Origin of the sequence: Phenylobacterium sp., from assembly GCF_036263695.1 — a bacterium.
Lineage (GTDB): Bacteria > Pseudomonadota > Alphaproteobacteria > Caulobacterales > Caulobacteraceae > Phenylobacterium.
The window spans coordinates 1-10,615 of record NZ_DATAGM010000220.1 but is presented as its reverse complement, the minus strand read 5'-3'; the positions used below and the strand labels follow the sequence as shown (position 1 = coordinate 10,615).

Annotated in this window: 9 protein-coding genes; 1 reads left to right on the top strand and 8 read right to left on the bottom strand. The window is 70.1% G+C overall.

What is annotated here, in order from left to right; translation table 11 throughout:
- The 7 genes from VHK87_RS08985 to VHK87_RS08955 form a co-directional block, all read right to left on the bottom strand.
- On the bottom strand, positions 1-892 hold an 892-nt coding region (locus VHK87_RS08985; RefSeq protein ID WP_329634560.1), incomplete at its 3' end, for a histidine kinase dimerization/phospho-acceptor domain-containing protein.
- Positions 889-2,415: an ATPase domain-containing protein gene (locus VHK87_RS08980; protein ID WP_414694134.1), complete on the bottom strand. Its 1,527-nt coding sequence runs from the start codon at positions 2,413-2,415 to the stop codon at positions 889-891. The genes VHK87_RS08980 and VHK87_RS08985, both read right to left, overlap by 4 nt.
- Positions 2,416-2,637: 222 nt before the next feature.
- Positions 2,638-4,275 carry a M48 family metallopeptidase gene (locus VHK87_RS08975; protein WP_329634559.1) on the bottom strand — a complete coding sequence of 546 codons (1,638 nt, stop codon included), beginning with the start codon at positions 4,273-4,275 and terminating at the stop codon, positions 2,638-2,640.
- On the bottom strand, positions 4,272-4,634 hold the full coding sequence (locus VHK87_RS08970) for a hypothetical protein (protein ID WP_329634558.1): 363 nt from the start codon (positions 4,632-4,634) through the stop codon (positions 4,272-4,274). The genes VHK87_RS08975 and VHK87_RS08970 overlap by 4 nt, the downstream gene beginning before the upstream one ends.
- Positions 4,621-6,339 carry a CHASE2 domain-containing protein gene (locus tag VHK87_RS08965; protein WP_329634557.1) on the bottom strand — a complete coding sequence of 573 codons (1,719 nt, stop codon included), beginning with the start codon at positions 6,337-6,339 and terminating at the stop codon, positions 4,621-4,623. The genes VHK87_RS08970 and VHK87_RS08965 overlap by 14 nt, the downstream gene beginning before the upstream one ends.
- A gap of 135 nt (positions 6,340-6,474) precedes the next feature.
- Entirely contained in the window at positions 6,475-6,822 is a 348-nt protein-coding gene (locus tag VHK87_RS08960; protein WP_329634556.1) for a PilZ domain-containing protein, read from the bottom strand.
- A 50-nt stretch (positions 6,823-6,872) separates the two neighbouring features.
- The gene (locus VHK87_RS08955; RefSeq protein WP_329634555.1) at positions 6,873-9,719 is read right to left on the bottom strand and encodes a pitrilysin family protein; all 2,847 of its coding nucleotides are present in this window, start codon (positions 9,717-9,719) and stop codon (positions 6,873-6,875) included.
- 137 nt (positions 9,720-9,856) lie between these two features.
- On the opposite strand from VHK87_RS08955, the gene VHK87_RS08950 reads away from it, so the two are divergent.
- A complete protein-coding gene (locus tag VHK87_RS08950; RefSeq protein ID WP_329634554.1) occupies positions 9,857-10,120 on the top strand; it encodes a hypothetical protein in 264 nt (87 codons plus the stop codon).
- 39 nt (positions 10,121-10,159) lie between these two features.
- On the opposite strand, the gene VHK87_RS08945 is transcribed toward VHK87_RS08950, so the two are convergent.
- The coding region (locus tag VHK87_RS08945) for a flavodoxin family protein (protein WP_329634553.1) at positions 10,160-10,615 on the bottom strand (456 nt) is incomplete at its 5' end.

Here is a 10,615-nt window from a genome sequence, read left to right as displayed (position 1 = left end):
TCGCCGGCCACAGATCCTCGCCCAGTGCCGTCGACAGCTCGACGCTGCCGCCCATGGTGCTCTGAAGCAGGTCGCGCATCGCCGCCACGGTCTCGTTCAGGTCCACCGCCCGGGGCTCCAGCTTCTGGCGCCGGGAGAAGGCGAGCATCTGGGCGGTCAGCTTGGCGCCGCGCTCGGCCGCCTCCGCCATCATCTTCAGCCGGCGGTCGATGGCGTGGCCGAGCTTGGCTTGGCGAAGCTGGCGGACGTTGCCGAGCACGACCATCAGGAGGTTGTTGAAATCGTGGGCGACGCCGGAGGTGAGCTGGCCCACCGCCTCCAGCCGCTGGGCTTGGCGCAGGGCCGACTGGACCCGCTCACGCTCGACGATCTCGGCGGCCAGCTGCCGGTTGGCCGCCTCCAGCTCCTGCGTCCGCTCGGCGACGCGCCGCTCCAGCAGCGCCTCGGCGGAGCGGATCTCGTCCATCCGCTCGCGGGCGTCGTACTGCCGCCGCCGCCCGCGCAGCGCGGTGCGCACCACGCTGACCAGCGTCGTCGGGTGGAACGGCCGCTCGAGGAAGGTCACGTTGCCGAGGGCGGCGGTAAGTCGGGCGGCCGACGGGTTGCGCTCCAGTCCGCCGCCGCGCTGGGCCAGCAGGACGAACGGCAGGTCCGACCACGGCGGCTGCGCTGCAATCCAGCCTGCGAGTTCGCTCAGGTCCGCGGTGCGCAGGGCCTCCTCGGCCACCACCGCGACGGCCGCACCTTCGCCAAGGGAACGGCAAAGCGCCGGCAGGTCGGCGCAGATGGTCGCCGGCACGCGCGCTTCGGCCAGAATCGAGGCGGCGACTGTGGCGTCGCGTCCCAAGGGCGCCAGGACGAGGGCGCGCTCGGAGAGCTCCACCGGGATCATTGGAGCGCTTCAGCGTCCTCGGGCCTGCTCAGCAGGTCCGGCACGCCGCGCAAGATGCCCTGGAAGTTGGTCAACGGCGGGCCAAGCACCAGGCCCCGCTCATCGATGAACATCTCGCGGATGGTCTTCTCGTGCGGCCCGGCGCGCTTCTTGATCACCGAGACCGCCCGCCGGACGGCGCCCGCCGCCTCGAAGTAACGCAACAGCACCACCGTGTCGGCTAGGTAGGTGACGTCCACCGGCGCCTTCATCTCGCCGATCAGGCCGTGCTGGGCCACGGTCAAGAAGGTGTTGCAGCCCTGCCGGTTCAGATACTGCAGCAACTCGTGCATGTGCAGGATGAGGAACATCTCCTCCGGCATGGCCGCCTGGTAGCCGTTCAGGCTGTCGACGACGATGGTCTTGGCGCCGGAGCGCTCCACGCAATGACGGACCATCGAGGTGAACTCGCCGGGCGACAGCTCAGCCGCGTCGATCTGCTGGATCAGCAGCCGGCCCGAGTCCCGGAGCGCTTCAAGGTCAATGCCGAGGCCGCGGGCGCGGGCGAACAACAGGCCGAGTTCCTCGTCGAAGACGAACATGGCCGCGGTTTCGCCGCGGTTCACGGCGGCGACGGCGAAGAGAATGACCAGCAGCGACTTGCCGGTGCCGGCAGGTCCAAGGATCAGGGTGCTCGATCCCCGCTCCAAGCCGCCGCCCAGCAACGAGTCCAGGCCTTCGACGCCGCTGGAGACCCGAGACCGGTCGTAGGCTGTCCGGTGCTCGAGCGCGACCAGCCGAGGATAGACCTCGAGCCCGCCGGTCTTGATCGTGAAGTCGTGGAAGCCGCCGCGAAAGCGCCGGCCACGGTATTTCACCACCCGCACCCGACGGCGTTCGGCGCCGTAGTTGGGCGCGAGTTCCTCCAGGCGGATCACCCCGTGCGCTACGCTGTGGACAGTCTTGTCGTGGGTGTCCGTTGTCAGGTCGTCCAGCATCAGCACCGTCGCCCGCTTCTTGGCGAAGTAGTGCTTCAGCGCCAGGACCTGACGGCGGTAGCGCAGAGAGCTCTGGGCGAGGAGGCGGATCTCGGACAGGCTGTCGATGACGACGCGCGTAGGATGCGTCCGCTCGACGGCTTCGAACACCATGCGTGTCGTCTCGCCGAGCTCGAGATCCGAAGAATAGAGCAGGCTCTGCTGCTGCTGCTCGTCCAGAAGGCTCTCGGGGGGGACGAGTTCGAAGATATCGATGTCGTCGAGCGTCCAGCCGTGTGTGGCTGCGCTGCCCCTTAGCTCGTCTTCGGTCTCGGAAAGGGTGATGTAGAGGCACCGCTCGCCTTGCGAAGCGCCTTCCAGCAGGAACTGAAGGGCCGCGGTCGTCTTGCCGGTTCCAGGGCTTCCTTCGACGAGGTAGAGCCGGTCACGGGACAAGCCGCCGGCGAGGATGTCATCCAATCCCTCCACACCGGTGCGCGCGTCGCTTGCCAGTGGGTCGCAAGCCGTATCCGCCAAGCCTGTGTTCCTCCCGCGCGACGACGCCATCCTGCGCTCAAAACGCGAAAGCGGCGCTTTGGCTGCTAGCACGCCAGGTCGGCGGCGGTGGTCGGGAAGGCGACGGATCACGCCCAATGTGCGCGTCTCGCCCAGCCATTCTGCAGTGAAGTTAGGTGTTGGGCGGCCCTATAGGTTGCGCGCAGCGCCGGCCTCAACGACGGGTTTATGGGCAGGTTACCGCCTGCGGCGCGGAGCCGCAGGCGGCTCGGCTCAGCGTCCGAGCAGGCTGCCGATGCCCAGGCCCGGCAGGCCGCCGCCGCCCCGACCCCCGCCGTCGGCCGGGCCGCCATAGGCGACCTCGCAATCCTTCTTCAGGCCGGGGTCGCCGTGGGCGGCGCACTTCTGGAGGTATTCCGACGCCTCGGCCTCCATCTTGTTGCTCTTGTAGATGGCGATCAGCAGCGACAGGAACGGCTTCTCGTCGCCGTTGAACCGGGCCGCCCCGAGATCGACCACGCCGACCGCGTCGTCGGCCTTTCCCGCCTGGTAGAGCATGCGGACGTGGTCGACGTAGCCGTCCACGGTCTGGTCCGGGCTCTGGTGGGCCTGGTTGAACAGCTCGTTGGAGCGGGCCGGATCGCCCATGTCGCCGCGGACTCGGGCCATCTCGTTGATCACGAGAGGCGCGGTGCGGAACTGGGTGGCGTTCACCTTGGTGAGTTCGACCTCGGCGCCGGTGAAGTCGCCGGCGGCGCGGTTGATCATCGCCTGCTTCACCGCCGCCACGGCGATCTTGGCCTCCCGGTACTCGGCGCTCGAGCGCAGGTCGTCGAGCCAGGCCTTCTGCTCGTCGCGCAGCGGCAGGCCCTCGGGGTAGGCGGTGACCGAGTAGTCGGCGATGCCAGCCTTGCGCTCTTCCGGCTTGCGGTGCTTGGGCCCGTCGGCGGAGCGCTGGGCGGCGACGCCCAGGCCGATCCGCGCGGCGCCCTGCAGCAGGCCGCCTCGGACCGAGCCGCCAGACATGCCGGTCATCACCAACGAGGCGGCCCGACCATCCTTCACCGCCGCGCCGAGCTCCTTCTTCAGCTGGTCGTTGAGCGCTTCGCTGAGCTTGGCCCGGCGCTCCTCGTCGGCCTGGATGGTGTCGAACACCCGGGCCGAGGCGGTCTCGGCCGAGTAGGGTGCGAGGTTCGCCAGGTCGAAGCCCAGGGCGTCGGCCTCGTCCTCCATCTCCCGGGAGTGATCCGGCGAGACCATGGTGTTGTTCATGAAGTTCAACAGGTCGTTGGCCGCCGTCGCCCGGCGCGCGGCGTCCAGCGACGCCGCGTCCATGCCGCCGAACCCGCCGCTCGCCGCGCCGACGGCCGCGCCGACCGCCAGCACCGTCGCCGCCTTGCTCAGCCCGCCGCCGCTGGCCGGCTTGGGGGCCGCCTTCGCGAAGTGGTTCAGGCGGATGTGACCGAGCTCGTGCGCCAGGATGAAGGCGACCTCGTCGTCCGACTGGGCCATGTCCAGCAGGCCGAAGCCGACGATGATCGATCCGTCCGGCAGGGCGTAGGCGTTGTAGTTGTCGACGCCGAGGATGTGCACCTGGACCGGAGCGCTCTTGTCGTAGGGCCAGTTGGCCTCGATGCGGCTGAGCAGCTCGGCGATCTTGGCCTCGGTCTGCGGCATCCGCAGGCGGGCGGCCTGGTACTGGCCCTGGTTGATGGCGTCGGACGCCAGGCCCATGGCCGCGCCGCCGCCGCCGGTCCCACCGAGGCTGCGGCCTTCGATCTGCTTGATGAAGGGGCCGGGCTTGCCGGACACGGAGAAGCCGCCGCGGGGGGCGGCGAAGGCCGGCTGAACGGAGCCGAGCGCGATGAGGGCTGCGCCGGCGAGGGCGGTGGCGCGGGACAGGCGTGTCATTGGGGTCGCTCGCATCCGCCGCCGAGGCCCATGTTGGTGGCCGCGTAGGCCGAGCTCTTGGCGCGCGCGGCCGACTGCACCGGGGCGCAGGCCGCCTTGCCGTCGGTCTGCACGTCGAGGCCGCGCAGATACACCACGCCGCCGCCGTGCTTCACGCCGACGCTGTTGCCCTTGCCGTAGCCGACGATCGGGGCCGGCAGCTTCAGGTCCTTGGAGGCGATCTGGCCGACCGGCGCGCCCGCTTCGTCGAAGGTGCGCAACTGCGGCCTGAGGGCCTTGACGACGTTGCCGTGGGTCTCCGCGAACGCTGCGCCCGGCAGGGCGATCAGCGCGAGGAGGGCGAGGCTAGCTTTGCGCATGGGCAGGTGACTCCGGAACAGCCTTGGTTTCTGGGATTGGGATTGAAGGAGGGGTCTGAGGCGGCCTGACCGGCAGCAACCGGTCCTCCTCGAACTTGAGGGAATCGAAACACAGCCGGCCCCAGGCGAGCAGCCGGCGGGCGAGGGCCGAGCGCTCGAGCGAGCCGCAGATGTCGGCCGGCAGAGTCTGGCGGGTGGCGTAGAACAAGAAGCCCATGGCCACGCCGGTGATGCCGATCCAGTTGATCGGCGAGCGGTTGGCGACGGTGACGCCCAGCCACGTGGCAAAGCTGACCACCCCGATCGAGGTGGCGAACAGCACGATGTAGAGCGGGCCGTAGACGGCCGAGCGCAGCCGCGGCTCCATGCCGGTGGCCTTCGCCTTGTCGAGCAGGTTGTTGCGGGTCATCACGCCGAGCACGCCGCAGAAGGCGAGGGCCGCGACCAGCAGGCTCTCCAGCAGGTCGGAGTCCAGCAGAGCCTCGCCGTTGCGCCGGTAGTTCGCGCCCTGCTCGATCATGTTGTCGAGGGCCATGGCGTGGAACTGCACGCCCGGGACCTGCCCATGAACGGGGCTCTCCACCCAGTCGCTGGAGGCGCGGAAATGGCCGCCGACCATCACCAGCCGCCCGGCGAGCAGCCGCTCCAGATCCTGGGGCTCCAGCCCGTGCCCGGCGACCAGCCGGTCGTAGCCGAGGCTGAGGGTGTAGGGGCATTCCTGGCGTGCGCCCTCGCCGGGGCCGCGCAGTCCGGCCATCTGCTCGGCGAGCCGGTCGCCCCAGGTGGCGGCGCCCGTCCGGCACGGGGCGGGGTGGCCGCTGACCGCCTGGGTCATGGTCAGGAACGCCGGGTCCGGGCGCGAGCCCCAGACCACGTCCAGGGGCGCGTCAAACACCTTGGCGAAGGTGGGCGAGGCGGCCTCGCCGCCGGCCAGCGCCGCTTTAGCGCGCCGCTTCAGTTCCTGGAACTCGGCGATGCCGCAGCCGTCGGCGCGGCGCACGCACCAGGCCGCGTACATGGCGAGGGCCGGCGAGATGTCGAAGCGGGCCACGCCCAGCCGCTCGGCCTTCGCGCGGTCGAAGTCGTAGCTGGTGATCAGCGGATAGGCGTCCTCGGCGACGAGCGCCGGGGCCAGCACCGCCACCCGGTCCATCGCCGCCTGCGCCTCGGTGAACATCTCGAGGTCCGCGGGCGAGGGCTTGGCGAAGATCATCGGCACGCCGCCGGCTTCGACGATGCAGGCGATCTTGATCAGAGGATCGGTGCGGCAGCCCGGCTTGTCGGCCCAGACGTCGGCCCGGGTGGCGCCGGCGATACCCTGCAGGAAGCCGTCGAAGCCCTCGGCCACGCCGCCCTGGCCCAGGTACACGAAGTCCATGAACATCGCCGCCGGCGGCGCGCCACCGACGTTGAGGATGTCGTCCAGCATCAGCCACTGCTGGTCGAAGGTGGGCGGGAAGCGGTTCCAGCCGAAGCCCTTCAGGGTCTCGACCGAGGTTTCGTCCACATAGATGACGCTGACCGCCTGCTGGCCCTTGCGCGCCTTGCCGTATTCGGCCGCGGTCACCCGCTGGTAGACATGGTCCGCCAGGCGGTCGGAATTGGATTCCAGACCGAAGAGGTCGATTTTCGACACGGCATAGGCCGATCCCGCCAGCACAAAGCTGACGGCGATCGCCTTCAGCACGCTTTTCGCGGAGATCACGCCCACCACTCCCGAACCGCGGTTCGACTGAACGCCCCCGCCCAGTCTCCGTCAAGCTGTTGAATAACCGAAGGACCCTTGGTTAACAGGCGCGCTACTACCGGTTCTGGAGAGAAAAGTTCGGCGAACCCGCGCTCACGAAGGCGCGAGGGCCAGCCACGTCTGGCGAAGCGGCATCAGTTCGCGCGGAACGGAGGCCTTCAGGTCGTGCTTCGTCATGAACTTCACGCCGGCCAGGTCGTCCCTGCGCCAGGCGAGCGCCGCCTCGTAGGCGGTCCCCTCGGAGACGTGCACCAGGGCGAAGGTCGGCGGCAGCGCCTGAGTGGCCGGCAGACGCAATTGGGCGCCGGTCTCGCTCAGGTCGCGGATCGTGCAGTCGGCTGAGATCGCATGGTGCGGACCCCAGCAGATCCGCCCTCGAAGCAGCGTACGGCGCCGGGCTCCTCTGCGGGCGTCGGCGATGGGGGCATTACTCGCAGCCATGCCACGATCCTAGGGCCCGATGGTTGCCCGCAAGTGAATGGAAACCATCCCTATTTCGGTTTCCGCAAGCTGGGGGAGTCGAGGTCCAGCTCGGCGGCGGGGATGACTTCCAGGTTCGGCGCGCGGGTCTTCAGCGGGTCGATGAAGGCCTTCCCGTCGCCGACGACGACGACGCTGGCCTGGGCCGGATCCAGCGTCTGCCGGGCGAAGTCCTGCACCTGCGCGGCGGTCACCGCCTCGACCTTGCCGGTGTAGGCGGACACCTCCGTCAGGTCGATACCGTAGAGGGCGTAGTTGCCGAGGATTCCGGCCAGCCCGGAGGTGGTCTCGAGCTGGCGCCCGAAGCCGCCGATCAGCACGGACTTGCGGGCCTTCAGTTCGTCCGCGCCGGGCGTGGTGTCGGCGAGCTTCTTCATCTCCGCCCGGATCAGGTCCAACACCTCGGGGGCGGACTCGTTCTTGGTCTGGGCGCTGGCGCTGAAGGCGCCGGTGGTCCGGCGGGCCGAGAGGCCGGAGCGGGCCCCGTACGAGAGGCCCCGCTTGATGCGGATCTCCTGGTTCAGGCGCGAGGAATAGCCGGTTCCAAGAATGCTGTTGGTGACGATCCCTGGATAGTAGGCCGGGCTCGAGCGCGGGATGGCCGGCTTGACCACCGTCACCGCCGCCTGGCCGGTGCCCGGCAGGTCGATGGCCACGGCCCGCGGCTTCGGGTTCGGCGTGATCTGCGGCTGGGCGGGCGCGGCGCCGGCCGGCTTCTTCCAGTCGCCGAACGCCTGCTCGGCGAGCGCAAAGCCCTGCCCGGGGGTGATCGCCCCGGTCAGCACGAGGATGGCGTTGTCCGGCCGGAAGTAGGCGCCGTGGATCTTCGCGAGCTGGGCTGGCGTCAGCTTGGCGATCGAGGCCGGAGTGCCCTCCGCCACGTGGCCGAAGGGCGTGCCGCCGAACACCACGGGGGCCGCGGCGAAACCGGCGATGGAGCCCGGCTCCTGGTACGCGACCTGCAGCGAGTCGAGGGCCAGCTGGCGCTGACGCTCCAACTCCTCGGCCGCGAAGGCCGGGTTTCGGGCGACATCGGCCATGATGGCCATGGCGGCCGGCAGCTTGTCGGGCATGGCGTTCAGGCTGACCGACGTGGACTCGACGCCCGCGCCGGAGCCCAGGGTTGCGCCCAGCGCCTCGACCTGGCTGGCGATCTCCTGGGCGCTGCGCGTGCGGGTGCCTTCGGTAAGCATGCCGGCGGTCATGCTGGCGGCGCCGGCCAGCCCCTGCGGGTCGGCCCAGGCGCCGGTCTTGACGATCAGTTCGGCGCTGACCAGCGGCAGCTCGGAAGACTGGGCGACGATCACCCGCAGGCCGTTGGCCAAGGTGCGCTCGGCGGGCTTGGGCAGCACCGGCTCCACGGGCGTGCCGATCGGCGGCGGTGCGACCCGCTGGCCTTCCGGGGCCAGCGTCACGATCGGGCCAGTGTATTTGGCCGAGGCGACCTTTGGCGGGGCCGCCTTGGCCTCCGTCTGGCCGGCCGGGCGCTCGCTTTCGGGGCGGTAACGGATGGTCATCCGCTTAGCGGCCGGCAGGTATTTGCGCGCGACCCGCTGGACGTCGGCGGCGGTCACCGCCCGCAGGGCGGCGAGCTCGGTGTTGGCGCGGGCCGCATCGCCCTCGGTCATCAGGGCGTAGCCGAGCGCGAAGCCGCGGCCGTCGATGGTCTCGCGCTCACGCAGCTGGCCGGCGATCAGCTCGTTGCGGGCCTCCTCCAGCTCGGTGGCCGAGGGCGGCTGCGCCTGCAGGCGGGCGACCTCGGCCAGCAGGGCGGCCTCGCCCTCAGCGATGTCGTGGCCGCTGGCCATGATGGCGCCGGTCATGAACATGCCGGGGTCGGCCGGCAGGTCGGCGCTGGAGAAGATCGCGGTGGCGATCCGCTTCTCGTAGACGAGGCTGTTGTAGAGCCGCGAGGACTTGCCGGCCGAGAGGATGGCGTCGAGCACCTTCAGCGCCGGCGCCTCGGGGTCGGACGCCTGCGGCCCCAGCCAGGTGATGGCCAGCGCCGGCAGCGGCACATTGGGGCCATAGCCGTCGAACACGCCGGCCTTGGCCCTGGGCGGCTCCTTGGCGGTGACCCGCTTGATAGGGCCGGCCGGCGTCTTGATCGGTCCGAAATACTTGTCGATCCAGGCGTTCAGCTTCGCCTCGTCGAAGTTGCCGACGACGATCAGGGCGGCGTTATCAGGCCGGTAGTAGGCCTGGTGGAAGGCCCGCAGGTCGTCGATCGTCGCCGCATCCAACTCCTCGATGGATCCGATCCCTGGCCGCTTGTAGGGGTGGGTGGTGTAGCTCGCCTGCGGCAGCATCAGCGCGAACAGCCGCCCGTAGGGATCGGCCAGCACCCGCTGGCGCAGCTCCTCCTTCACCACGTCGCGCTCCGAGGCGAATACCGCCTCGTCCACCACCAGCGAGCCCATCCGCTCACTCTCGGCCCACAGCAGCCGCTCCAGGTGCTCGGCGGGCACCACCTCGTAGTAGTTGGTGAAGTCGTCGTAGGTGGAGGCGTTGTTGAAGCCGCCCACGTCCTCGGTCAGCCGGTCGATGGTCTCGGCCGGCATGTTGCGGGTGGCCTTGAACAGCATGTGCTCGAACAGGTGCGCAAAGCCGGAGCGGCCTTCCGGATCGTCCTTGGAGCCCACCCGGTACCAGACCTGGACGGTGACGTTGGGCGTCGAGCGGTCCTGCGACCAGTAGACCTTCAGCCCGTTCGGCAGGGTCCGCTCCTTGTAGACGATCGGTGGGACCTCGGCGGTGCGCGCCGCGGCCGTCGGCGGGCTCTGCGGCGCCCGCTGAGCGGCGGCGGGAGACGCCAGGCCCAAGGCCAGGACAAGGCAGAGGACGGCGCTGCGGACCATGGATCGCACTCGAAGAAGGGGCGGAGAGACCAACCCTTAGCATCCCCGCCGCGGCTGGGAAGGTTACGGTCGTGTCATCTGGCGGGAAGAACCTTCAGCGCCGCCGGCGTGTTGTCTGGGCGACAGGAGATCGACCGATGATCCTCAGAGCCATAGCCGCGGCCGGCTGCGCCCTCGCCCTGTCGGCCTGCGCCAACGACGAAGCGGGCTCGGACGAGCCGCCGCTGCCTTCCAAGACCGAGCGCGCCCAGGACGCCGCGCCGCCGCCGCCCTCCGGGTCGGTGAATCCCGCGCCTACCACGCCGCCCGGCCCCTCCATCCCGCAGACCCCGCCGACGGCGCCGGCGGAGCCGGGCTCGCCGGAAGAGAAGAAGATGCCGCCTGGACCGGTGAACCCGTAGCGGGAGTTTCTGCTCTCGCCTCGGGGGAGGGGCGGACTGTCAGAACACCCCCAGCGCGAGGCCGGCCGCCAGCGCCTGGCCGAGTTCGGCGCAGCGGGCGAGTTCGGGATCGGGGATGGTCTTGGGCGCGAGGATGGCCTCGGGCGTCTGGGCGGCGGTATTGACGATGATGGGCTCGGCCACCGGCTTCAGCCGCCAGCCGGTGGCGATCCGCGCCATCTGCCGGACCGCGTTCTCGCCGTCGCTGCCGGCGCAGACCATCAGCGCGTAGGGCCGCCCCTCGATGCGGCCGAGCACGGGATAGTAGCAGCGGTCGAAGAACTCCTTCATCTCGCCGGACAGCGCCGCCAGGTTCTCCGGGCAGGCGAAGATGTAGCCCTCCGCCCTCAGCAGGTCCTCGGGCGAGGCTTCGGCCGCGCGCACCAGCCGGGTCGCGACCCCGGTCTCGGCCTGGGCCGCCTCGGCCGCAGAAGTCGCCATCTGCAGGGTCCCGCC

Coding starts and splice junctions, on each gene's coding strand:
- VHK87_RS08980 (WP_414694134.1), bottom strand. CDS start 2,415: ATGGCGTCGTCGCGCGGGAGGAACACAGGCTTGGCGGATACGGCTTGC.
- VHK87_RS08975 (WP_329634559.1), bottom strand. CDS start 4,275: ATGACACGCCTGTCCCGCGCCACCGCCCTCGCCGGCGCAGCCCTCATC.
- VHK87_RS08970 (WP_329634558.1), bottom strand. CDS start 4,634: ATGCGCAAAGCTAGCCTCGCCCTCCTCGCGCTGATCGCCCTGCCGGGC.
- VHK87_RS08960 (WP_329634556.1), bottom strand. CDS start 6,822: ATGGCTGCGAGTAATGCCCCCATCGCCGACGCCCGCAGAGGAGCCCGG.
- VHK87_RS08955 (WP_329634555.1), bottom strand. CDS start 9,719: ATGGTCCGCAGCGCCGTCCTCTGCCTTGTCCTGGCCTTGGGCCTGGCG.
- VHK87_RS08950 (WP_329634554.1), top strand. CDS start 9,857: ATGATCCTCAGAGCCATAGCCGCGGCCGGCTGCGCCCTCGCCCTGTCG.